The organism is Pedobacter sp. A2324 (assembly GCF_059693705.1).
Genome location: NZ_JCASSK010000004.1, coordinates 528,572 through 552,866 on the forward strand (window position 1 = coordinate 528,572; position 24,295 = coordinate 552,866).

At 38.0% G+C, this 24,295-nt stretch carries 27 protein-coding genes; 21 read left to right on the forward strand and 6 right to left on the reverse strand.

Annotated features, from left to right (window positions below; all coding sequences use genetic code 11):
- Positions 1 to 72: 72 nt before the first annotated feature.
- Both AC570I_RS14850 and AC570I_RS14855 read right to left on the reverse strand, forming a co-directional pair.
- A complete protein-coding gene (locus tag AC570I_RS14850) occupies positions 73 to 522 on the reverse strand; it encodes a DUF421 domain-containing protein (RefSeq protein ID WP_497406054.1) in 450 nt (149 codons plus the stop codon).
- A gap of 213 nt (positions 523 to 735) precedes the next feature.
- On the reverse strand, positions 736 to 1,251 hold the full coding sequence (locus tag AC570I_RS14855; protein WP_497406055.1) for a sigma-70 family RNA polymerase sigma factor: 516 nt from the start codon (positions 1,249 to 1,251) through the stop codon (positions 736 to 738).
- A 616-nt stretch (positions 1,252 to 1,867) separates the two neighbouring features.
- On the opposite strand from AC570I_RS14855, the gene AC570I_RS14860 reads away from it, so the two are divergent.
- The 10 genes from AC570I_RS14860 to AC570I_RS14905 all read left to right on the forward strand — a co-directional run bounded on the left by AC570I_RS14860 (position 1,868) and on the right by AC570I_RS14905 (position 11,078).
- On the forward strand, positions 1,868 to 2,134 hold the full coding sequence (locus AC570I_RS14860; protein ID WP_497406056.1) for a transposase: 267 nt from the start codon (positions 1,868 to 1,870) through the stop codon (positions 2,132 to 2,134).
- A gap of 192 nt (positions 2,135 to 2,326) precedes the next feature.
- A complete protein-coding gene (locus tag AC570I_RS14865; protein ID WP_497406131.1) occupies positions 2,327 to 2,959 on the forward strand; it encodes an IS3 family transposase in 633 nt (210 codons plus the stop codon).
- Positions 2,960 to 3,132: 173 nt separating this feature from the next.
- Positions 3,133 to 3,528 carry a hypothetical protein gene (locus AC570I_RS14870; RefSeq protein WP_497406057.1) on the forward strand — a complete coding sequence of 132 codons (396 nt, stop codon included), beginning with the start codon at positions 3,133 to 3,135 and terminating at the stop codon, positions 3,526 to 3,528.
- A 1,246-nt stretch (positions 3,529 to 4,774) separates the two neighbouring features.
- Entirely contained in the window at positions 4,775 to 5,362 is a 588-nt protein-coding gene (locus AC570I_RS14875) for a hypothetical protein (RefSeq protein ID WP_497406058.1), read from the forward strand.
- 430 nt (positions 5,363 to 5,792) lie between these two features.
- Positions 5,793 to 6,845, forward strand: a complete 1,053-nt coding sequence (locus AC570I_RS14880) for an NAD(P)H-dependent flavin oxidoreductase (RefSeq protein WP_497406059.1) — start codon at positions 5,793 to 5,795, stop codon at positions 6,843 to 6,845.
- Positions 6,846 to 6,982: 137 nt separating this feature from the next.
- The gene (locus tag AC570I_RS14885; protein WP_497406132.1) at positions 6,983 to 7,309 is read left to right on the forward strand and encodes a winged helix-turn-helix transcriptional regulator; all 327 of its coding nucleotides are present in this window, start codon (positions 6,983 to 6,985) and stop codon (positions 7,307 to 7,309) included.
- 385 nt (positions 7,310 to 7,694) lie between these two features.
- Entirely contained in the window at positions 7,695 to 8,606 is a 912-nt protein-coding gene (locus AC570I_RS14890; protein WP_497406060.1) for a helix-turn-helix domain-containing protein, read from the forward strand.
- 116 nt (positions 8,607 to 8,722) lie between these two features.
- Positions 8,723 to 9,454 carry an SDR family oxidoreductase gene (locus AC570I_RS14895; RefSeq protein WP_497406061.1) on the forward strand — a complete coding sequence of 244 codons (732 nt, stop codon included), beginning with the start codon at positions 8,723 to 8,725 and terminating at the stop codon, positions 9,452 to 9,454.
- A gap of 960 nt (positions 9,455 to 10,414) precedes the next feature.
- Positions 10,415 to 10,669 (forward strand): DinB family protein, encoded by a 255-nt coding sequence (locus tag AC570I_RS14900; RefSeq protein WP_497406062.1) that lies wholly within the window; start codon positions 10,415 to 10,417, stop codon positions 10,667 to 10,669.
- Positions 10,670 to 10,817: 148 nt separating this feature from the next.
- A complete protein-coding gene (locus AC570I_RS14905) occupies positions 10,818 to 11,078 on the forward strand; it encodes a chemotaxis protein CheB (protein WP_497406063.1) in 261 nt (86 codons plus the stop codon).
- 29 nt (positions 11,079 to 11,107) lie between these two features.
- Here AC570I_RS14905 and AC570I_RS14910 read toward each other — a convergent pair whose 3' ends face one another.
- Positions 11,108 to 11,380 (reverse strand): winged helix-turn-helix transcriptional regulator, encoded by a 273-nt coding sequence (locus AC570I_RS14910; protein WP_497406133.1) that lies wholly within the window; start codon positions 11,378 to 11,380, stop codon positions 11,108 to 11,110.
- A 188-nt stretch (positions 11,381 to 11,568) separates the two neighbouring features.
- Here AC570I_RS14910 and AC570I_RS14915 point away from each other — a divergent pair, with 188 nt between their 5' ends.
- Genes AC570I_RS14915 through AC570I_RS14925 form a run of 3 tightly spaced genes read left to right on the forward strand, consistent with a single transcriptional unit; the run spans position 11,569 to position 12,548 of the window.
- Positions 11,569 to 11,964, forward strand: a complete 396-nt coding sequence (locus tag AC570I_RS14915) for a hypothetical protein (RefSeq protein ID WP_497406064.1) — start codon at positions 11,569 to 11,571, stop codon at positions 11,962 to 11,964.
- A complete protein-coding gene (locus AC570I_RS14920; RefSeq protein WP_497406134.1) occupies positions 11,965 to 12,315 on the forward strand; it encodes an MBL fold metallo-hydrolase in 351 nt (116 codons plus the stop codon).
- On the forward strand, positions 12,312 to 12,548 hold the full coding sequence (locus AC570I_RS14925) for a hypothetical protein (RefSeq protein WP_497406065.1): 237 nt from the start codon (positions 12,312 to 12,314) through the stop codon (positions 12,546 to 12,548). Before AC570I_RS14920 ends, AC570I_RS14925 begins: the two co-directional genes overlap by 4 nt.
- 107 nt (positions 12,549 to 12,655) lie before the next feature.
- On the opposite strand, the gene AC570I_RS14930 is transcribed toward AC570I_RS14925, so the two are convergent.
- Positions 12,656 to 13,210 (reverse strand): NAD(P)H-dependent oxidoreductase, encoded by a 555-nt coding sequence (locus AC570I_RS14930; RefSeq protein ID WP_497406066.1) that lies wholly within the window; start codon positions 13,208 to 13,210, stop codon positions 12,656 to 12,658.
- 83 nt (positions 13,211 to 13,293) lie between these two features.
- On the opposite strand from AC570I_RS14930, the gene AC570I_RS14935 reads away from it, so the two are divergent.
- Positions 13,294 to 13,656, forward strand: coding sequence for a winged helix-turn-helix transcriptional regulator (locus AC570I_RS14935; protein ID WP_497406067.1), 363 nt, complete (start codon positions 13,294 to 13,296; stop codon positions 13,654 to 13,656).
- A 687-nt stretch (positions 13,657 to 14,343) separates the two neighbouring features.
- Here the strand turns inward: AC570I_RS14935 and AC570I_RS14940 are convergent.
- Positions 14,344 to 14,514 (reverse strand): hypothetical protein, encoded by a 171-nt coding sequence (locus AC570I_RS14940; RefSeq protein WP_497406068.1) that lies wholly within the window; start codon positions 14,512 to 14,514, stop codon positions 14,344 to 14,346.
- 385 nt (positions 14,515 to 14,899) lie between these two features.
- On the opposite strand from AC570I_RS14940, the gene AC570I_RS14945 reads away from it, so the two are divergent.
- From AC570I_RS14945 to AC570I_RS14970, 6 genes are all read left to right on the forward strand, one after another.
- On the forward strand, positions 14,900 to 15,166 hold the full coding sequence (locus AC570I_RS14945; protein ID WP_497406069.1) for a hypothetical protein: 267 nt from the start codon (positions 14,900 to 14,902) through the stop codon (positions 15,164 to 15,166).
- Between the two features lie 982 nt (positions 15,167 to 16,148).
- Entirely contained in the window at positions 16,149 to 16,940 is a 792-nt protein-coding gene (locus AC570I_RS14950; RefSeq protein WP_497406070.1) for a helix-turn-helix domain-containing protein, read from the forward strand.
- Between the two features lie 224 nt (positions 16,941 to 17,164).
- Complete coding sequence (locus tag AC570I_RS14955; protein ID WP_497406135.1) at positions 17,165 to 18,928, forward strand: cytochrome c oxidase subunit I; 1,764 nt, start codon at positions 17,165 to 17,167, stop codon at positions 18,926 to 18,928.
- 25 nt (positions 18,929 to 18,953) lie between these two features.
- A complete protein-coding gene (locus AC570I_RS14960) occupies positions 18,954 to 19,547 on the forward strand; it encodes a hypothetical protein (RefSeq protein WP_497406071.1) in 594 nt (197 codons plus the stop codon).
- 17 nt (positions 19,548 to 19,564) lie between these two features.
- A complete protein-coding gene (locus AC570I_RS14965) occupies positions 19,565 to 19,987 on the forward strand; it encodes an acyl-CoA thioesterase (RefSeq protein WP_497406072.1) in 423 nt (140 codons plus the stop codon).
- A 290-nt stretch (positions 19,988 to 20,277) separates the two neighbouring features.
- Positions 20,278 to 20,517 carry a hypothetical protein gene (locus AC570I_RS14970; RefSeq protein ID WP_497406073.1) on the forward strand — a complete coding sequence of 80 codons (240 nt, stop codon included), beginning with the start codon at positions 20,278 to 20,280 and terminating at the stop codon, positions 20,515 to 20,517.
- A 542-nt stretch (positions 20,518 to 21,059) separates the two neighbouring features.
- Here AC570I_RS14970 and AC570I_RS14975 read toward each other — a convergent pair.
- Positions 21,060 to 21,617 (reverse strand): DUF1348 family protein, encoded by a 558-nt coding sequence (locus tag AC570I_RS14975; RefSeq protein WP_497406074.1) that lies wholly within the window; start codon positions 21,615 to 21,617, stop codon positions 21,060 to 21,062.
- Between the two features lie 421 nt (positions 21,618 to 22,038).
- On the opposite strand from AC570I_RS14975, the gene AC570I_RS14980 reads away from it, so the two are divergent.
- Entirely contained in the window at positions 22,039 to 24,279 is a 2,241-nt protein-coding gene (locus tag AC570I_RS14980; protein WP_497406075.1) for a heavy metal translocating P-type ATPase, read from the forward strand.
- The last annotated feature ends 16 nt before the right edge of the window (positions 24,280 to 24,295 follow it).

The following is a 24,295-nucleotide window of genomic DNA, read 5'->3' on the forward strand; positions in this document are numbered from 1 at the left end:
TTGGATATGCCAAAATCTAGTCTGAGCAGATGACGCTAGAAGTTTCAAGCTTTAGACGAATACGAATAATGATTACAGCTGACTCATTTTTTCTTCCGGCTTTTTTAAAATACTGATCCTGCCATCTCTTTCCATATAAATCCTATCAACATCAATCATGCTATCTGTATGCAGCATATTGCGGACATGAGAAATGATCTCTTCTTCACTGATCAGCGCTTTACCCCGGGCGTCATGTAAAAAATTGCCATCTTGATAGATAAGGATCTTTTCACCCGATATGCCCTTTGCTATCGCGGGATAGGCAGAGGTAAGCCAAGCACTGACCCGATGCAGTATGACAATTAGGAGACTGGATGCTAAAACCGGCAATAGGGGTGAAGCACCAACTACTGCACGACTAAGGATGGCCCCCAAAAGAATAACAATGATGTTATCTAATGGGCTTTTTACTGAAAATGATCTTCTTCCTGATATCCGTAGCAAGATGTAAGCTGCAAGGAATATTATTGCAGCCCGCAAACACATTTATAAAATAGACAAGTCTCCTCCATGTCCAATAAGTTCAGTTAAAGTCTTCATATCTAAAATGTTGAACTGAAAGTCTTAATATATTCGCGTTGCATTGTACTGAAAAGAAAAGCATACAATAAGATGTAGCGCAATACCCGAACGGATTGATTGAATTTACAAAATTATGAAAGCCCATCCTGCAATCCCTTATTGTAGCATGTTTCATATTATTCCATCCCGGTATTTATTCAGGTATTTCTTGAGCAACTGCCTGGCATTAAAGATGTGGGTTTTAACAGTGCCCAATGGGATATTAAGCTCAACGGCGATTTCATCATATTTATATCCTTCGAAATATCGTTTGAAAGGAATGCGGTAATTTTCAGGGATACTATCCATTGCTTTTTGAATATCCCCCATAACAAATGTAGATTCACCGGAATTGCGGGATGCACTATGCATTAAGTTGGCGCTTGAAATCTCATCATCAACTTGGAGGACTTCGTGTCGTTTTTGATCCCGCCTGTACTTATTAATGTAAGTATTTTTCATAATCACATACAGCCAGGCTTTAACATTTGTTCCGGTGTCGAATTTGTGACAAAATCTTATACCCTTTAAAAGTGTATCCTGTACAAGGTCTTTGGCTTCATCCTCATCGTGGGTAAATCGCATGGCATTTGAAAGTAGTGAGGTCGAATAGCGATCCGCAATTAAACTAAACTCAATTTGCTCCATTTTTCATCTTGTAATTAAAAATAAAACCAATAAAATAAACAGGTTACGTATAGGAATGTTTTTTCTATTATTAATTTATAAAAAGCTTGATGGAATAGCAGAATTTATAGTCAGATTGAATAACGATTGCAATTTTTCAAAAATAAGTTAAGCAAATCACTCTCTTCAAATTGCTTTTTTCCCTATAAATTAGTTTACTTTATTTGTTCGCGCTTCGTTTTTTTTTCAAGCAGTGATATTAGATATGGGATTGTGGTTTATTTCGTCAATAAAAACATCAATTTCACAAGCTGACTTGCCTGTTTGTGTTATGCTTCTTCTGGTTTGATCTTAAATGAGATAACAAGCGCTTTCTAATAATTAGCGATTATGGTATTTCTATCGTTTCCAAGACAATTTCCATAAGAAGAACGCATGCTTTGCAGCATTAGGCAGCACCTTATAATTACGTCGTCCAATTGCATAGCAGATAGTTTTGATAGTATTTCAAAAAACCTTGAAGAGTCGCGCTTGTTTATTTAAGTTAGGAAATTCTAGTAAGAGACTACTTGATTGTAACCCTTCCTAAATATCGGACTGTTTAAGAGGCGAAAATTCGTAACTTTAAAACAGTAAGATGAAAAAGTCAAAAATCAGTGACGCTCAGATCGTAGCAGCAATCAAAGAACATGAAGCAGGTAAAACAGCAGCTGATATCTGCCGTAGCCTTGGGGTACACCAAGCCACCTTCTACAACTGGAAGAAGAAATACTCAGGGATGGATAATCAGGAGCTTCGCCGGCTCAAGGAGCTTGAGGAGGAAAACCGGAGATTAAAATATATGTATGCTGAACTCGCCTTGGACAATAAAATCCCTAAGGATGTCTTGTCAAAAAAGTTCTAAAGCCCTGCCAGCGAAAGGATATGGCTGCTTATGTGATTGCTCAACATCATGCAAGCATTAGCAGGGCTTGCAAGGTAATTTGCCTGCCTAAGTCCATGTATTATTATAAGAAGATCAAGGATGACAACGCAACGATTCTGAAGCTTCGGGAACTCGCGGAAAAGCATCCAACTGAAGGGCAGGATTTGTATTATAGCCGTATCCCGTAGGGAAGGCTTGATATGGAATTATAAACGGGTACGCCGCGTTTATCTGTTATTGGGCATGAACCGCCGCAGGAAAATTCGTAAGCGAATTCCAGGGCGTGTAAAACAACCATTGTTGCAGCCTGAAGGGCCAGGAGTAACCTGGTCCCTGGATTTTATGAGTGATGTATTAATCAACAAGCGAAAGTTTAGGACATTTAATGTTATAGATGATTATAACCGAGAGGCCATTGCGGTGGAAGTTGACCATAGTATGCCCGCAACTACGGTAGCCAGATTATTGGAAAGAATTACCAGGGAACAAGGGAAACCTAAGCGTATTAGGACAGATAATGGGCCAGAATTTATCAGTAAAGAATTTCGGGACTGGTGTGCGGGAAAAGATATTGAGATTCAATACAGACAGCCGGGTAGGCCGATGCAGAATGGTTATATCGAGAGGTTCAATCGAACCTTCCGGGAAAATATTTTGGATGCCTATTTATTCGAGGACACCATGCAAGTACAGGTACTGGCCGAAGAATGGATGCATGACTACAACTATTGCAGACCGCATGAAGCGCTAAATGGTAAATCGCCCATGGAATATAAAGCCATGCCGGCGGCGTGTTCAAATTAATCCAACTTTTTTCAAGTTGGATTAATTTGAACAGATATTATAAATTTGAATTCTCGTCAACAGATCGGTTCGAAATCCAGGAGGGTTACATTTCGAATATAGAAAAAATCAATTTATGTTGGGTTATGAAGTTATATATGTGATACATATATCTGAATGATTTATATTTGGATATGGACAAAAGAACAGAAAAACTTAGGGAAAACGTAAATAGTATTCTCTTCATTTGGAATGACTATAATAATTTATCAAGGGATAAATTCAAGGGTGAGGATCGAAGTTGGCACAAAAGGATGGTTGATATCTACAATAATGAAGCTCCTACGACACTAACAAAGTTAATTTTGGAAATTAATGCGGCAAGTGCACCGTATTTGCAATTTCGCGAGTATAATGATGGAGAGGTTGAATTGATTTCAATTATTAGATCAATAAATGAAAGCTATTCAATATGGGATGATGCATTTGTTTTGAGTGGCGATAAAGACAAAGTAAAATTTCTTTTAGAACAGTCAATCTCACAGGTTTCAGAACTACATCGCGCGATGATAAATATAAAAGGCGAATAATATTCATATGGAATAACGAAAATCTATTTGCTAAGATCATTACTACAGGCAGTAAATTCAGGTGAAAACATGGAATGTTGTACCTGAAATAAAAAGCCCTTTAGCTTTTGTGAGCTAAAGGGCTGGTAATCAATGTAGCCCTTATTGGACAAATCTCGAACTTTTGATGCGCATAATTAGCAGGGATATATAACTTGGCAATCACTTTGTTATTTTAAAGGGAGGCCGTTAACTGACCTGTAGATATTTATTGCCTTGTCATCAAAGTTTTCTGGATAGTTACGCTAACAACAATATCTATATATTCTTTACCCAGTTGCGCGATCTTTTGGTTTGAAAACTCCCTATTGATTTAAGCTGCTATCTAGGTAAACTCTTACGCTATCGGCCATCAAAGATTTATCATTTTGAGCTTTAACTGTCCAAGGAGTCAAAAGTATAATTACTACTAAAATTTGTTTCATAAAATTGAGATGAAAATTAGTCATTCGAGGTTGCATTCGATCACTTTTTTTATAAATTCTTTTATGCCGTAGCTAGCTAGCGCGAATAAACTTACAGGTGAAAGGAAGATATACAGCGCTCTGGATACCTTCGTATGCATGTGACAATTTTTCTATTTAGCGTAATTGGTGCAATTAACCTTAAAGCTAAAAGTAAGATATACAGTAGGGGATGAATACTTTCTTTCATTGAGACAAGCTTCGCTTGTTTACTCACAAACTACAATTTTTTAGTACTTTAGAATGTCGATTATATAATTCTCATTTAACTAAATTATTATGTTACTATTTGCTGTTCCATTATATTTTGTTGCATTCATAGGTTGGTTATTTATGCTGGACTGATTAAAAAGATTCTGAAACAATGTATGCCGTTTTTATATTTTGGAAGCATCTTCAGCGTAATTTGGGTAATAATAGTTTTGGTTTCTATCTAGCTATTTGTTCGATTTTTAGATTTTCCATTTACCGTAATTAGCACGTACAACCTGCAGATGAAAAAAATATCCATCCGCGGATGATACCTTCATTATTTGAGCCTGTCAACTATCTTTTTATAAGCGGTAAAATCTTGCTCACCCATCAAGCGTCTTACATATTCATCCATTCCAATACCATTTTTTTAATTTACATATCTTGTCAAAGAAAGGATCGTTATTTGGACCATGGTTAAAATAGCTAAATTACTCACAAAGCTTATTTTTTGAAGCAAGTCATTAGAAATAAATAACCTTACAAAGCATATGAAAACGCTTCTCCGGGCAGCATCCCTTGTTTCATGGGTTACCCATCCCTTATTTACTTCTATATTTCTTATCGTAGCTTTTAGCCTCAATCGTTATCCGGTACATCAGGCGATGTTTATCATGGCACTACTAGTGATAGGCGTTATGGTGCCCATGAATTTGGTTACCTATATTGGGCTTAAGAGGGGACGCTTAACAGATTTTGATGTATCTTCAAGAAAGCAGAGAACGCTGTTATATTTTATGGTTATTGTTTTGATGATGATCGCATCATGTATAATCTACGCTTTTGATATGGATAAACAATTATTCTTGAGCTGCCTGCTGATTAGTTCATTATTGTTGGCTATTAACCTGATTAACTATTTTATCAAAGTTTCCCTGCACGTCGCCCTAAATGTCTTTTTCTGTTTTATCGTTTATAAACTTTATCCATCAAGCGCACTATTTTCTGCCGTCCTAATGCCTATAGTTGGTTTTTCCAGGGTTTTACTTGGTCGTCATAGCCAAAAAGAGGTGATTTTAGCTGGAGTCGTTGGCCTTTTGTTTGGAGCAACGTTTCTGATGTTGTCGGAGGCAAAATAACAGTCATAGGGAAGTTATATGGAGAAACTTATCTACAAGAGAGATCAGAAAAGTAGGATATTAAAAGACTGGCGATTGGTTATCGTGCTATCAGTTTTAATCAATTTGCACTCTCGCGGGAGCCAGCTCTTGCCTGACTTTTTTTATTGCGTAGCATTGTTGACTCGTTTCAATGATCCATATCTTTCCCTTTTCCACAAGTAATTTCGGAAGAGTATATCTTCTTTTAGTCGTTTAGAATTGTAGAGCTTGTATAGACATTGCAAACTCTATAACTCCTTTCGAATGGTCCATTCAATGTCAAAAAGCACTTTCCAAAAGTAAAGTGCTATATGTTGGAAAGTTCCTTATATATAGGTTTGCATAGAATTATTTTACTATAAAAGATGGAACTAGATGTTACATTAATCGCTGAAATTAAATTTTAGAAATGAGTCTGAAGAAATTAAAACAAAACTGGAAATTCGTGAGTCGTATTCCAAAAATCCTGGGAGTGAAATATCCAATTATTCAAGGGGCAATGTCTTGGCTTACGGATGCAAGGTTGGTGGCAGAAGTAAGTAATGCAGGTGGGTTAGGTATGCTGGGGCCACATGCAGGCCAAACCACCAATCCATCTTCGGATGAAGAGGTGATTGAACGCATGCGTCTGGAAATCCGAAAGGTTAAATCCTTAACTGATAACCCTTATGGAGTGCCAGTAACGGTTTCCGCAAACCCTGTATTCATTACAAAAATGGTTCAACTTGTACTGGAAGAGCAGGTTCCAGTAGTTTTATTCAACTATCTAGATGAAGAACAATTTCAGCTCATCAAATCAGCTGGAAGAAAGATACTTTTCCGCCCGATTGATGCATCCCCTGAAAATGCACGTCAGGCAGAACAAGCAGGTGCAGATATTATAATTGCTACTGGATTTGATGAAGGCGGTTCTTTGCCAAGCAAAACAATAGGAACCTTTTCCATCACATCTCAAATTGTTCAGTCTGTAAATATACCAGTGATGGCAGCAGGTGGTATTAGTGATGTAAATGCAGTCCGTTCCGTATTCGCATTAGGAGCAGAAGGCGTATATGCAGGGACGCTATTTTTAGGTACGGAAGAAAGTAGGATGGCCCATAATGTGAAGAAAATGATGTTGGAAAGTTCTGCGGTTGATCTGTTACTATTTCGTTCTGCTTTTTCATTTTATCGTTCATTACCGACACCTTTCGCAGAAAAACTGGTGAAGATGGATAAAGATGGGGCAAGCACTGAAGAAATTACTGAAGTATTGGTTTCAAGCCAAGGAATGAGGGTAGGGATGTTAGAAGGAAATCTTGAAGGGGGATATGTTTCATTTGGGAACGGCATCACTTATATCAATGAAATCCGCCCCGTTAAAGCTGTAATAGAAGATGTAATGCAGGATTTTTTAGAGTTTAATCATGAATTTGAAATAGAATCAAATTTTAACCCCGATTCCATACAAAAAATGGTTTAAAGCAATTCCGGACTTAGATTAGGTATGATGAATGTATCACTAAGATAATAATGCTTTATTATGTATATTAAATAACATGGGTTACCTCTTAGATCAAAATGGCAGTCAAGAAAGAATATAACAAATGTTTGGAAACAGTGAAACCTGTGCGTGATACGTTAGAAGTGATCAGTGGAAAATGGAAATTAGCCATCATTATTTCCGTCGGCGTGGGCAATGAGCGTTTCATTGATATTCAGGATAGCATTCCCAACATTTCTCCAAAAGTCTTGGCAAAAGAATTGAAAGAACTTGAAAAGCATAAATTGATTAAGAGAATAATTACTGATGGTTACCCGGTTAAAATCTTTTATAAAAATGAACCTTATGCTGACACTTTAACACCAATTATATTTGCTATGAAGGAATGGGGTTTAAATCACAGGGATAAGCTATTCAACCCTGATAAACTAGCAGCTGAGTGATACTTTTAAATTAACCCATCAATCTATGGGAACAAAAAATTGGTATTCATGCTTTTCTTATAGCTATAGCTATTCATAAATCATCGTATAGGATTATTTAATAGGGAAGTAGACACGCTAATGTTAGTTTCAATTGTTACGGGTACCATCAATCATATTGCAATAAATTCTAAGGATTTTGAAACAGAATCCTTTGAAACGACTGGTGAAATAAATATATCGGAGCAAAGTTTAAAAGCACGGGTATCTAGATTTCTGAGAAGTTGTATGGCCCCCTTCTTCTGATCGGTGAGCAATAATAAGCGCATTTGTTTGAGGGGGGCTTTTCAAAGATGGGCAAATCATTTTATATAGTAAGAGATCAACTTTTCTATTATTTTTGATTATGAAAATATCTGGTCATACATCTTCCACCGATCCCGCAAATATCATTGCCTTATCAGATACAATCCAGAATAATGCAGATACTTTTCATATACTGGACCTTAGTATAGCTGATAATCCAGTTTTTTCATTAGGATATAACAGGAAGAAATTTTACACAGCGACCTTATTACAAGGGGAATACAGGCTTGAATTTGAAGACAGGAACATTGATGTTTCAGGCAACTCCTTACTGTTCACCACGACCAAGATTCCTTTTGGGGTTCACCAGACCGGTTTAGGATACTCAGGGATTAGTTGCGTGTTCAAGGAGGAGTTTATCACCAAAGCTAACAGCGGTTATCGTCTACTCGAATTTTCGATCTATAAACCTGGCAGGCAGAATATCTATTCGCTTACAGAAGATCAGACGAAACTCTTTATTGAAATCTACAATAAAATGTTTGATGAATCACAGGAGAACAGCTCTTTTAAAGACAATCTGCTTCGCACTTATTTACTTGAAATTATTTTCCATGCACAAAAGCTTGCTCCGATTAGCACCTTTGTGAAAACAAATAATACCACCGAAGTTATCGCCTGCTCCTTTATCAGGTTATTAGAATCCCAGTTTCCTATTGAATCGCCTCAGGATACGATCAAATTTAAAACGGCGAAAGATTTCGCAGACAATCTTTCTCTACATCCCAATTATTTGAACCGGCAAGTTAAATTATCTAAAGGAAGAACTGTAACTGCGATCATTGCGGCCAGGCTTGTTCAAGAGGCTAAAATCCTATTAAAATTAACCAACTGGAATATTGTGGAAATTTCTTCTGCACTGGGTTTCGAAGAGCCGTCACATTTCAATTTATTCTTTAAAAAGCACACCAGAAGTTCCCCTACGGATTACCGAAAACTACAAAAAGAATAATCGCTTCATAAATTAAGTGAGTGAAAGTTTGATTTTAGTAAGGATCGGTGTCATCTGCGCTAACATCGGCCATACTATCTACGCTACATTTGCATTGGAATTAAACAATTTTCGAAATGACAAAGATAGCATTAGTGACCGGAGCCAATAAAGGCATCGGTTTTGAAACAGCGAAACAACTAGCAGCCCACAAGATTAAAGTTCTCTTAGGGGCAAGAAATGAAATAGAAGGTAAAATAGCGGAAGCGGCCTTAAGGGATTTATCATTAGATGTAACATTTGTACAACTGGACATCAGTAATTCGAGTGATATTGATAACGTTAGAAAATACATAGAAAGCGAATATGGTGTGCTGGACATTCTAATCAACAATGCAGCCGTATTTTTAGACGGTGCGTGGTTCGGAAATAACACGGCAACCGTTCCGCTTCAGACCATTCGGGATACTTTTGATATTAATTATTTTGGTACAGTAGAGCTTACTCAGGCATTATTGCCCATAATCAAAAAAAGCGAGGCCGGGCGAATTGTAAACATCAGTAGCGTGTCCGGTTCCTTTGGTGCTCATTTAGATAAAGAACATTGGCTATACGCTTTAAAACCTTATGCTTATAGTGCATCAAAAACTGCATTGAACCAATTCACGGTTTTTCTGGCTAACGCTCTTGAAGCTTCCAAAATTAAAGTGAATGCAGTTAGTCCAGGTTGGGTGCAAACATCTATCGGTTCAGATCAGGCACCCCTAACTCCGGAAGAAGGCGCTAAAACTGGCGTTGCCATGGCATTAATTGATGAGAATGGTCCCACAGGAACTTTTTCTCAATCAGGCGATATGGTACCATGGTAAATATTAATCCTTAATTTCCAACACAAAATGTGCAACTGATTTTATGTGATAATCCAGGATATTATTCGAACATAACACCAAAAGTCGTAGCAAAAGAATTAATTCCCATTTTGGCAAGAAATCGTAATCCTCAATTGCGTGCAACAAGCGCTTTGTTGCACGCCAGAAGAAATGACGGCTGCCTGGATTTATTTTTGCTTATCGGTTGCCGGCTCCTGAACTTTTTCCATTTGAACCGCCTGTATGCTGTCTGGGGTAATATTTACTAAGGCTACTATCGATCAGGATTTTCTCAATCAATGATCTGGATGACAGCGCATTTTTCAGTATTGGCGGATATTATTCGAAGTAATAGCTATAATCCAGTTTTAGTGTATCAAGCTGGCCGGCCATCTTCTTGTACTGCGTGGTATTATACTTAGACTCTAAATATTCGGTTTTAAATACTTTATGAGGATAGCCGTCGGAAACTTTGCTAATAAAAGTATATGTTGCATATAATTCAGAATACTTAGCCTTAAACTAAATTTTGCTTTGACTAGATGCGGTTCGATGGAAAAATAAACAGAAAAGAGAAGTAAAAATTTTCATATATATGTGTCTTATCAATGACTGCTAGTGCTGATCACAACGCTGTCAATGGGAAGTATGTCCCCATATAACATAGTGCCTATATTGGTAAATATAGTGAATAAGTAAAAATATGTCACGTTAACGAGATATAATAAATTAATTTAAATTTAGTTTCAGTGATCCGGAAGTTTGAAAATGGAGATGAGATTAGATGATTAGCAATAGTTCTTACACATTCCACCCAGCATTTGGTAGCCGAATGATTTACGGAACGAAGGAAAGCAATACTGGCTCAGCAGTTTGAACGTCTGGCTACACATTTTGGACTTTCGGCCATTCAGCGCCGCAATTCCCATCTTTATCTTTGTGTACATTTAAAAAACAACGATGACAACATTATCAGAATGTGAAGAAAATTACAGTACAGATCTTAAAGTTTATTTCATTGAGTTAGCCGAATTCAGTAATTGGGCAGACAGCTGTGTTATTAACTTGCTTACCCAAATCACAGATGAACAATGGAGCAAAAATGCCTTAAGCAGTTTTGGAAGTATCAGAGATACGGCTATACATATTTTAAGTGCGAAAGAATATGGCTGGACTTCTGGACAAATGTTCCAAACCCAGTATATCTCTCCTTAGAATTTAAAGGAACCAGATTGGAACTGATAAACATATGGAATACAATTTCAGGTAAGCTCAAATCGTTCATTGCAAATTATCCTAAAGAGAATTATGCAAATGCGATAAGTGTAAAGACAGAAGAATTGGGTGATCTGGCGTCTGTGTGGTGCTTTCTGGCCAGGATGGTGATGGATCAAAAGACAGTTTTAATATTGGCCAAAAGCGTGGCACCACCATCGCCCAACTCTTCAAAACAGCTACACAGCCCTCAATGCGCGAAGGCGCAATAGATATAGGCCGTGAAGCTTATTCATTAAGCCCCGGTGATATTGCGGATTTAATCGTTAACAAAGTGAAAAGTGTTGACTATAAAATAGAAACTTCATACCCTTTTAACTGGATACCGAATGTGGAATTTATATTGTAAGATTGCTGACTTTAGATTAATACGGAAATTCAACAGGTTAATTTTGTCTCCAAGTTGTCATCCAACATCTGTTTGTCTGCCCAGGCCCTTAAATGATTGATGAACGGAATTAATTCTTGTCCAACAGGTGTTAGTGAATATTCAACTTTCGGGGGTACTTCAAGATAAACTTGTCTGTTAACTAGTTTATCATCTTCCAATTCCCTTAGTGTCTGGGTAAGCATTTTAGGTGTTATATCAGTAAAAGCTTTTCTGAGCTCGCCGTAACGCATTACAGATCGGTCATGTAGATACCATAAGATACGCCCTTAATATTTGCCACCTATTCTTTTAAAGGCATAGTCCACTGCGCATCTTGGTTTTTCAGTATTTACTTGTATCATTTAATATTGTTCTATTTGATTATCAGCTTGGTATACTTCAAGTGCGTAGGTTACAAAATTGTGCGTACTTGACACAAAGATAGCATTAAAATACCTTTGATTAAAAAATGATGAAAAAAAGAGAATTGTTAAAATATGCTGGGATCTTAGGGTTCTCGGCATCACTGGCACCTTATGAATTAAAAGCTCAAGCCCCAGTGCTTGATTTAGTAAAATCTCCATCAGGCTACATCAAGTTTAAATTAGGACAGCTTGAGATGCTCGTGGTTACGGATGGTCACATATTTATCCATCCCGCCCAGCCGATCTTCGCCCCTGGTATCGAAAAACAAAAAGTAAGAGAAGCTTTGGCAGATAACTTTATATCAGATGATGCAGTAGACGCGGCAATCAATATCTTGGTGATTAAAAAAGGAAATAGGATTATAATTATTGGTACGGGTAGTGGAACAGCAATCGGTGATCAGGCAGGTAGATTCTTAAAGAATCTTAATTCTGCATGAATATCAGCGGATGAATTTACAGATGTATTCATTACGCATTTGCATGTAGACCATATCGGTGGCATTCTTGATACAGCAGGGCAAAGAGTATTTCAAAATGCGAACTATCACTTACCTCAATTGGAATATGATTTTTGGATGTCTGAGAACCCTGATTTTTCAAAAAGTAAGAATACAGGTTCTAACACAGATGGTGTTATTTTGGCTCGAAGTGTCACGGCAGCTATTAAGGATAAATTGAAGCTTTTTACGTTCGGAGAAACTTTGTTTGGCTGTATTCAGACCGAATTAGCAGAAGGCCACACACCAGGTCATCCTATACTTAAAATTTTTCAAACGACCAAAAAATGAGACATATTGTTGATACGGTACATGCCAGCTTACTACTTTCACACCCTGAATGGGGAACGGAATGGGACACAAATTTTGAAAAAGGAGTAGCTACCAGAAAGCGGATATTAAAAGAACAAGCGATGAGTAGAGGCTTAACAATGTCCTGCCATTTACCATGGCCAGGATTAGGTTATATTGTCAAAAAGGGTCAGGGATTTGGTTGGATTCCTAAGTCTTTTTCTACATCTTAATTGTTCAGACATAGCCTCAGATTTGCCCTGACGGATGAAAGCCACGCGAGTAAGCGATTTAAAAAATCGAAATAAATAGGAATAAACCGCTCTACATGGTAATGTACTCAGGTCGTTGATTTTAAATCATTTAATTGAGCTATCAATCTTATAGCATGATCTTTTGCTTTATTCTTAACATCTTCTATAGTATAACCAGCAACTACAGATGTTCCATGAAAATAGATAGGGTCAACGTATTTCATTTTTGAATAATAAGCTGTTTGTTCTAGATTCTTACAAAATTCGTGTACACGGAAATGATGATCACCTAAAGTGGTATACTCACATTCAGGTCCCCCGATGGTAAAGCTTGGTACAAAACTTTTGTCTTTCAATTTGTCACCGTTGGAGCCATAAGCAAATTGATACTCAAATACAGTATCAAACCAAAGCTTTAAAATAGCTGGCATATTATACCAATAAATAGGATACTGGAAAATAATGGTCTGATGTCTCAACAATGCATTTTGTTCTGCTTTTACGTCAATTTTGTAATCAGGATATAAGCTGTAAATATTCCTTAGTTCTATATTTAAGTTACTGTTTTGTAGTTCTTCAACAATAGTTTTGTTAGCTACAGAGTTTTCAAAGTTCGGGTGTGCTAAAATGATCAGTGCCATACTATAATAATTTTAGTTGCAAAACTATCTATAGTGAGTTAAGTTTGCAATATCTATCAAAATGGATAGTATAAATTAAAATCATGAAAACTGAATGTCTTAAAGATTCTATTATACTTAATGGTAAGATATACCCTTGCACGGTTAGTCTTACGATGGATTTCATTGGTGGGAAATGGAAAGCGGTTATTCTATATCACTTGAAAGACCAGGAAAAGAGATACAATGAACTCCGCAAGGAAATGCCAGCAATTACCGAAATGACTTTAAGTTTACAACTGAAGCAATTAGAGAAAGATAATTTGGTGTTACGAAAAGTTTATGGTGAAAAACCACCTGTAAAAGTTGTATATAGTCTTACTGATTTTGGCAAAACTTTATTGCCAGTTTTAGAGGCTATAACCAATTGGGGAAATCAAGCTATGGAACAGGAAGGAGAGGCTTAATACGATGCCTTAACTTTAGCACAGTTTGGTTATAGGATCATTTTTCCTTGGAAATTGAACAATATAACCGGCAATATCAAAAGTAATAATTCAGTTAGGCCTTTGGATACGGAAGGGTCTGTTACACTATTTCTAACTTCACGAAATTCTGCAGGACAACTTCTAGCAGTAGGGTATTCAGCGAAAACTGTTGGTCTATAAATGGTGGTATAAAATGAGTGAAATGGAGGTGCAAACCAGTTTCCATTGCAACATGATCCATACCATCGTAAATAAAAGCGGGTATTCTATACTATTGTCGCATTTTCCAAAGGGTGGTTATTTTTTAGTTCTTGGTTTTTTAGTTCTTGTTTTCGCAATATTCTTTTTTGGTTTTTGTTTCGCTTTTGGAACTTCGACTTTCGGCTTGGACGTTGTGGCTTTTGATTTCTTTTTCGCAGGCATTGTTTTCCTGGCATTCTTGACACGATATTCCAGCAGGTACAATCTGGTCTGCCATTTTTCAATGGTAGCGTCATCACTTTTTGGAATTCCGGTTGGTTCGAGCAAGCCAAGCACCTGGGCGAGTTCACGCGTGTTTTCGGCCTTTTCGCTGTTCTGCTTTGCCCAATCTTCATGTTTGTTGTGTATGGTGTCCTGGTAGCTGGAAATGGCAAGATTAATTAGTTTTACTTCGTCTTCTTTTGATCAGGTCTTTCGGTAAAGTATCATGAGCCTGTTCCAGGCATGGTGATTGGTGGGATCTGCTACAGTCGCCTTTTGGTATAGCTTGATAGCACCCGTAGTATCGCCAGATTTTTCCAGTTCCAATCCTGCATCGGACTGCTCTTTTGATTTGATCTTCTTTCTCCTTAACATTTTATTCCAACAAGTGAGCCAGATGTATTGTTTGGTCATTTCCGGTCAGCAGACTTTCCATGCCGTATATCCACGAGAGGTACAAAAGAGTGCTACAAATATTGTTGGAATATATTGATAATGGTCATTCAATTGATAGGCATTAGCATGTGAAAACTATAGGATAAGAATATTTGGTTACGGTGGATTTCGAAGGTTACATAACCATTGATTTAGTTTTTTGTGTTCGCATCTAGTATTTCATTAGCTAGCCATATCTTTTATTGACCAAGGTACTGGATGGTCAAAATTCAAAAGGACTTTCGCGGCATAAACCGCTTCGCTTTTTATTCCACGTTCCTTGTTTGTTTTTCCCTTAATCCAGTCCTGGTCTGGTCAAAAAAAAATGGCTGCTAAACATTCAAAAATTAAAAACTGCGATGGGAAAATCTTCCATAAATCACTGGTTTCGCTGCGCTTTACTATTTATACTGATAACGGTGACGGGATTATGGTGTATGATAATGATGATCCCGGACGGACGCCACTTTGTGGATACGGAGCAGAAGAGACGCTTCTCGAGATCGTTATGGACCATGCGTGGATCTGGGCGAGTGATGACATGATGTATAATATTGACTGTATTCTGGAAGCGGAATCCGGTTCAGGTTAGGCACGCTTAACCTTAAATTTGCAGTTCATTTTCGTAAGAAAAATTATTTTCTTTGGTTGTCAGCTGGTTATCTGATGGTGTTTGTCAATCTCACAAATCGGTATATTTTTGCGCGTTTTCTTCTGAATCATTTGAAAAAGCAAACATAGCGGTGACATATTTATCCTTACACCCTATCTTGCAATCTGGTCACTGATGAGGTTACGAACAGAGTATATAAGAAGCCTGAAAGATTGGACGCTAACAATTTTCGATGTTTCAGCCGCTTTTTTAGACCATGGTTGTGAGAAATGATTCTTCGAATTTAAGCTAAATTAAAGCCTCTAGACACCGCTTATGAGATAACAACCTGCCTAATTGCAATAGGCAGGTTGTTAAAGAAGAATGCTCTGTGGAATTAACATTCACATAACCGGTTCACTTAAGCATTCGAAGCATCGCAATACGCTACTTGGTCAGTGGAATAGTCAGTTCCACCTCATCTGGTGGCAGGCACTTCTGATCGTTGCAGGTCATGAATTCAACCATAGCCGTAATTGATTGTAAATCTTTCTTATTGAGCCTAATTTTTTGGCTGAAAACTGCCTGTTTTTCGAAAAATGATAATGACATCCCCATCACTGCTTCGTATTTGGTAATTGGTTTTGTTGTGTTTAGGACTTACACTTAATGGTTTGATGGGTGCTATGCGTTTTTCCCAATAAACAGATGTTTTATTAGGTATTTCTACAAGAGGTATAAAGGGCAAAAGGTCACGCTCTGCTATTGCTTTTCACCCAGTCGGACTAGGGATAATCAATAATAGTGGTAAATTTTTACGGTACAAGATAAACATATGTTTTTACCATCTATAAGCTTCTGAGAGTTAGGCTAAGGTACATCTGATACAGTGTTAAGCTAAAAAAAAGTCAATCCATCATACATTTATATCCCCTTCTGATTGCTTGGTCAATCGAAATGTTTTGTAATATTGTAAGCCCGTATGAATACAGAAAAGCTTATTGTACATAATTTCAAAGATATACCGGAGGATTTTCAAACTGATCCTTCAAGGGAAGACTTTTTCGAGATTTACTGGTATGAAAAGAGCAAAGCTAAGGGGCAAAATAGAGACTACCTAATGTTAGTCGGACCCTTTCGGTCTCCCAAGGTGAACATTAAGTCGTCGTCCGGTAAATTTATTGCTTTCAAAAGAGATTGCCTGGATGAAGAAGATAAAGATTTTTCAATCGATGTCTTCAAGCTATTCAATTTGCTTGGGTGGAATGCGTCAATTGACTTAAGCCCGCAAATTGCAGAAACATTAAAGATAACCTTCAAGTTAATATACGAAGAATGCCTAAATCCATTGTCAGATATTTCCATTCTTAAAGCTTTATTGAAGGTGTTCCTACGTAATATACTTAGGGCAGAACAAAAAGCACTACCGGAACAGGATTTCAATCAGAAAAGGACTTATGAATTTTTATTATTGATGGAAGAGCATTACGTTCAGGAGCGAAAAACGGCATTTTACGCTGAGCGCCTTGGAATTGGTGAAAAACGCTTAAATCAGATTCTTCAGGGTAAACTCAACATCACCTCTACACAGGCGCTTCACAAAAGACTGATCATCGAGGCAAAGCGAAAAATTATAAGTAGCAACCTCACGATCAAAGAAATCGCATACGTGCTCAACTTCGAAGACCGAGCCTATTTTTCAAGGTTTTTTAAGAACAAGACAGGCATCTCCCCGGAGAACTTCAGGCGCATGGCCAATCAGATTACTATCTGACCGAAATCTCGTTTTGATATTTCCAAAAAGTACATCACGATTAGATAATAGTACACGAATCAAACCTGCTTCTTGCGGACATTTGCATTTTAGTCAATCTAATTATTTTATCTAAAATGTCCACTACAATACAATCTGATTCACATGTTTCGTTGCAACATGCCGATAGTCATCATGTTAAGGAATCACTTATTAGCAAGTATATTTTTAGCCGCGATCACAAAATGATTGCAAAACAGTTCCTGATTACCGGAATTGTGATGGCAGTAATCGCCATGGTATTATCGATTCTGTTCAGAATTCAACTCGCCTGGCCTGATAAAAATTTCCCTTTTCTGGAAACGTTTTTAGGGAAATGGGCTGAGGGTGGCCGTATAAAACCTGACTTTTATCTAGCGTTGGTGACCATTCATGGAACCATCATGGTATTTTTTGTGTTGACCGCAGGTCTGAGTGGGACTTTCAGTAACCTTTTGATACCCTTGCAGATCGGAGCACGTGATATGGCATCGCCATTCATGAATATGTTATCTTACTGGTTTTTCCTTTTGGCATGCATCATCATGATGAGCTCATTCTTTGTTCAAACTGGTCCTGCGGCGGCCGGATGGACCATCTATCCACCACTCTCCGTACTTCCCACTGCGATTTCCGGTTCGGGGCTGGGGATGACGTTATGGTTGATCAGTATGACATTTTTCATCGTTTCACAAATGATGGGCGGCATAAATTATGTTAGTACTATCCTGAATATGCGTACCAAAGGCATGGATTTATGGAAGATGCCATTACCAATTTGGGCGTTGATGCTGACTGCCATTCTTGGGATATTATCATTTCCAGTGCTGATTGCCGGGGTGGTATTTCTAATTTTCGACAGAAACTTCGGAACTAGCTTTTACCTTTCTGACATCGTAATGGGAACGAATATTTTGCCAAACGAAGGTGGCTCACCAATTTTATGGCAACATCTCTTCTGGTTTCTAGGACATCCCGAAGTGTATATTGTGATTATGCCGGCACTGGGGATATCTTCTGAAGTAATCTCTGTGAATTCGAGAAAGCCGATATTTGGATATCATGCAATGGTATATTCATTGATTGGTATCACTGTCCTCTCATTTATAGTGTGGGGACACCATATGTTCGTTACAGGCATGAACCCTTTACTGGGCGGGGTGTTCATGATTACCACCTTAATCATTGCCGTTCCCTCAGCCGTAAAAACATTTAATTACCTCGCCACATTGTGGAGAGGTAATATAAAGTTCACTCCAGCCATGCTTTTTGCTATTGGGTTAGTCTCATTTTTCATTTCAGGAGGTTTAACCGGTCTATTTTTGGGTAATGCATCTTTGGATATCAACTTACATGATACCTACTTTGTTGTAGCACATTTTCACTTGGTAATGGGTTCTGCAGCAATTTTTGGAATGCTCGCGGGAGTATATCACTGGTTTCCGAAAATGTTTGGACGGATGATGAATGCAAAGCTTGGCTATCTCCATTTCTGGTTGACATTTATATGTGCCTATCTCGTATTTTTTCCACTTCATTTTTTAGGTCTGGATGGCGTTCCAAGGAGATATTATGCGTTCACAGAATTTGAATTTATGCAAAAATGGATGACAGTGAATGTATTTGTTACTTGGGCAGCTATTATTGCTGCGCTGGCCCAGGTTGCGTTTTTGTTTAACTTCTTTTATTCCATTTTCAAAGGTAAGCCTGCAACGCAGAATCCTTGGCAAGCCAATACACTTGAATGGACTACGCCTGTCGAACACTTTCATGGTAACTGGCCTGGAGAAATACCTACGGTTTACAGGTGGCCTTATGATTATAGTAAACTTGGTCATGAATTAGATTTTATCCCACAGGATGTTCCGTTCTCTCAGACCATGAGCTCAAATATGCCCCACGATTTTGAAGGGAACGCCGTTGCTGAAAACATCCAGCGGCAGTGGGAAGAAAGTAACCCGAAAAAATAAACCCATTTGCAGCTTAAAAAATAATATGGCTCACGTATTGCATAAGCAGCGTAAAAATATCATAAAAAAAACAAGGTTAGATTATTTGATGCTAACCTTGTTTTTAGTCATCGCCCTGTTTTTTCTGCCTTTTATTTTTATTTTATTAACTGTGCATTTCACCCCAGGGAATTCCATGCCATTGGAATTCGCCCAAAGCGTGCTACTAGTTATAGCAGGTTCCTGGCTACTCAGTCAACTGAGGAAGTTTAAATCGGAAGAAAACAAGATAGGTTATCAAGTATCTTCCGTTGCTCTTTTGCTTAATGGAATAGCCTTTTTGTGTTTCCAATACAGCGCCTGGTCAAGCATATTAAGCGGCCTGGATATTGAAGAGTACAATATCATGGGGATCATCGTGCTCATCCATGGCATTCACTTTGGCATTGGTCTCCTGTGCCTTGCTCATATCACGATTAATGCATTTACACTCCATAATAACGCCGACTTATTCATTTACTTTTTAAATGATAAAAGACAGCGCTTCTTTTCCAGAAGTTTGATGTATTTCGAATTTGTTAGCTACTTATGGATTTTCTTATACGTTTTAATGCTACTACGTCAAGGGCAGTTTTGGTAATAATTTAAAGTTATAATATGTTAGAAAAAGGAAAAGTTACCCTTCGCTGGGCAGACCTCGATCCCAATTTTCATTTGCGCCATAGTAGTTATTATGATCTTGCGTCGCAATACCGGATGGAAGTGCTTAATGAGTTGGGCATTACCATGGATATCATGGAGAGAGATAAGTTTGCACCTATATTATTACGGGAGGAGTGTGTTTTCCTTCGGGAAATCAAATATACAGATGTGGTATTCATTAATTTTAGTGTAAAGGAAGTTAATGAGGACTATTCAAAATGGGAAATCGTTCATGAATTTATTGATGATCGGAATAAGGTCAAAGCAAAACTTACTGTCAGTATCGCCTGGTTTGATATTCTCAAGAGAAAGATGGTAAATCCTATCCCTGAAGTGTTAACCCATGCTTATCATCTACTTTCGAAGGCTAAATTGTAGTAATATTTGATATGTTAGAAGTTGGAATGACTGGGAACTTGGTTTACACAAGATGCTGTCAAGAGACGAAGATGACCAAGCCCCTAAGACCGTCGATATTACACCGGACTATGGACATGATAGTCACTTAATATTCTATGAGTTAACCAGGGTTATCTGGTGAGAAAGCTTTACAACACCTTGGCCTCGAAGCAAATGAAATTTGTTGCCATTAAAGCATTTTTTGACAAGCATTTCCGACCACGATCATAAAAATAATGGATTTAATATAATTACGCTCAATCTAATATATGCTAATATCTAAACACGGAAAATTTATTCGCGTTCAAAACACATACATCCGCATGTCCTGCATCGAATTGGTTAAACCTAAAGATCTCATTCAATATGACAGTGAAGATCGGATACTGAGTAAGGATTTTCCTGAGATACACATTAGTACCGCTAAAGATTCATACACCTTTTTATTTCAGAACTTCGAACAGCGTGATTCAGCGCTTATGACGCTTCTATCCCTTATTGCTACCTAAAACGAAATTTACTAACTATCAGTAATGACGGATAGATGTATATTCACCTTTAGCGAATGGATTCAAAAATTCTATTATGAAGACTAAATATTTAATTAAATTCTTTGAAGGTCGCTAAAGTTATATCTGTAAATAGGGCCTGAAGTGCATTATTTCAAAAGAGCTTCTATAGTTAGTATAAGATTATCAGTAACCAAGGGCTTGCCCAAAATGGCATCAGCTTCACAATCTATTTCCCCAATCTGGTCATAGCGCATTGAAGTAAGAAGAATTACGGGGATATGCTTGTAGGAATAGTGCACCTTTAACTAAAGCTAGCAGCCTAAAGGTTCCATCATCTTTTCAAATCGTTGAAACCGGTATAATGATCGGTGGTTGGATAGAAAAGACAGTTAGAATAAATCATGACCTTAATGATTCTGCCACAGGACATTGCTATCCTGCCAGCACTTGATCCTTTTGCCCAAAAAGAAAATGAGGTTTTAATAAGGGGCGAAAAGAAAAAAGTATTTCTTATCCATTTCCGCCCCTTAACACAAATGCTATTTAAATTTTCGATCTTTCTCATCAATTGGCAAATCATTGATGCTCGCATACCTTTTCGCCATTAAGCCGTTTTCGTCAAACTCCCAGTTTTCATTTCCATAAGCCCTGAACCATTTTCCGTCCTTGGTCATATATTCATACTCAAACCTCACCGCGATGCGGTTACCTGCATGCGCCCAATACTCCTTTTTGAGCTTGTAATTCAATTCTTTCTTCCATTTATTGGAAAGAAATTTCACAATGTCTTCCCTTCCATTTACGAATTGATCTCTGTTCCTCCATTCGCTATCCTTGGTATAGGCCTTGGATATTCTTTCGGGATCCTGCGAGTTCCAGGCGTCTTCTGCAAACTGTATTTTTTGCAATGCCGATTCATAGGTGAATGGTGGCAGTGGATATTTTTTCTCAACTTTCTCATTCTGATTGGTTGACTCAGCCTCGGTTTTGTTAACATGCGCCTGCTCGATGGCAGTTGGTTTGTTATTGTTTTGTGCGTTTGCTAATCTTACGGTTAGAACTGCGGCTATTACTAAGATTTGTTTTAAAGTTTTCATAATTCCGATTTTTAAATTTTAGGATTAAATTAATTAGTTGTCAAATGATAACGCTTACTTAAATACGTTCACTGGGCGAGTAATTGTTTCACTCCTTTCCGAATTGCGCGCCAGATCCGGAAAAAGCAATCTCTAGCAATGAAAAGCGTTCCAAGCTACCTTTGTATCACATCTTCAGAGACAAATGTATGGCAAATTCGTAAAACGAACAAACCAGTCTGTCTATTTTTTGATTTATTTTTTATTTTTTTTATGCAATGATTTGATAACCAGGTTTTTTAATTTGAAATGCAGTCCTCATTAGTGTCCAATATTGGACTCGCTCATTCTCAATACATGAATTTTACAACGTATTCTCAAAATTTTGTAATGTGTAACCACACTTAAAAAGTCAGATTTGCATTGTAAAAAGAAATGAATTATGAAATCATCGACTAATAAAGCCATCAAGCAAATTTTTCCTGTATTGGGGATGACCTGTGCGTCATGTGCGGGGAGTGTAGAAAGTATTGTTAAGCGCCTACCAGGGGTTATCAAAGCCTCAGTGAATTTCGCAACATCTGACCTTTCAATTGATTATCTTCCTGAAGTTACTGATTCTTTGAAAATCAAGAAATCAGTACAGGATATAGGGTATGATCTGTTTATAGAAGATTCCCCTGAACAAATGGAAGCATTGGAAGTCATTCATGAAAGGAAATTTAAACAATTAAAATCAAAAACCTTTTGGGCGGGGATCCTCTCCTTACCGGTTGTGGTGCTGGGGATGTTTCTTATGAATGTACCTTATGCCAATCATATGATGTGGGCTTTCTCGACTCCGGTTGTTGTATGGCTAGGCAGGGATTTTTTTGTAAATGCATGGAAACAGGCAAAACACGGTAATGCCAACATGGATACTTTAGTAGCGCTGAGCACTGGCATGGCCTATGGATTTAGTGTCTTTAATATGTTGTTTGCAGGTTTTTGGCAACAACGGGGTTTGCATGCCCACGTTTATTTTGAGGCCGCTGCAGTTATCATAACATTTATATTGCTAGGTAAACTTCTGGAAGAAAAAGCTAAGGGGGGTACTTCATCAGCAATAAAAAAGCTTATGGGCCTGCAGCCTAAAACTGTTGTGTCAGTGCAGGCAGATGGGAGTGAGGTGGAGGTTCTCATTGAAGAGGTACATGAAGGGCAGGTTATACTTGTAAAACCTGGTGAAAAGATTGCCGTTGATGGGATTATCACTTTAGGGACTTCATATGTTGACGAAAGCATGTTGAGCGGTGAGCCGTTGCCTCTGCCAAAAGTAATTAACGATAAAGTGTTTGCAGGGACTATCAACCAAAAAGGAAGTTTTCAGTTCAGGGCAACAAGAGTGGGAAAGGACACTATGCTTTCGCAAATCATCCGAATGGTGCAAGATGCACAAGGCAGCAAGGCTCCTGTGCAGAAGTTAGTTGATAAGGTTGCAGGCATTTTTGTGCCGTCTATTATTGGAATCGCTATCTTGACATTTGCCGCATGGTTCGTTTTCGGAGGTCAAAGCGGTATTGTACAAGGACTATTGGCCGCAGTTACTGTATTGGTTATCGCCTGTCCGTGTGCGTTAGGATTGGCAACACCTACGGCAATAATGGTTGGCGTTGGAAAGGGAGCAGAAATGGGTATTCTAATAAAGGATGCCGAAAGTTTAGAGTTGGCAAGGAATGTCAACGCGATCATATTAGATAAAACAGGGACAATTACTGAGGGAAGTCCCATAATAGAGGAAATCATTTGGCTGAACAATGATAATACAGCAAAAGATATACTTTTAAGCATCGAAAAGCAATCCGAGCACCCATTGGCAGAATCAGTTTTGAAATATTTGGGAGACGAATCCACAATAATATTATCTGACTTCGAAAGTATAACAGGCAAGGGCGCAAGGGGGAAATTTAACGGGAAAGCCTATTTGGTGGGTAACAGAAGGCTTTTGATGGAAAATGGAGTGAGAGTGGCCGATGAACTACAAGTGCATGCAGATAAATGGTCTGGAAGCTCTAAAACGGTCATATGGTTTTCGGAAGATGATCAGGCTATATCGGTAATAGCAATTTCTGATAAAGTCAAAGGCACATCTGCCCAGGCCGTTAAAGACATGCAGAACCTGGGCATCGAGGTTTATATGCTGACAGGAGATAACAGCGCTGCTGCAAAAGCCATCGCGGAGGAAGTTGGCATTTCTCAATATAGTGCTGATGTTTTACCACAGCAAAAAGCTGACTTTGTTAAGGCACTTCGAAATAAAGGTAAGGTTGTGGCAATGGTAGGCGATGGTATCAATGATAGTACCGCGCTAGCTACAGCTGATGTAAGCATTGCCATGGGAAAAGGCTCAGATATTGCAATGGATGTTGCTAAAATGACAATTATTTCTTCTGACCTCACTAAGATATCTCATGCAATTAGCCTATCGAAACGAACAGTTAAAACTATTAGGCAAAACCTGTTTTGGGCATTTATATATAATTTAATCGGAGTTCCAATTGCGGCAGGGTTACTTTATCCAATAAATGGTTTCTTACTTAATCCAATGATAGCTGGCGGAGCGATGGCATTAAGTAGCCTAAGTGTTTTAGCTAATAGTCTGCGATTAAAGTGGGCTAGCCCAGACAGTAAATCTTATAAATAAATCTAAAGATTGTGCA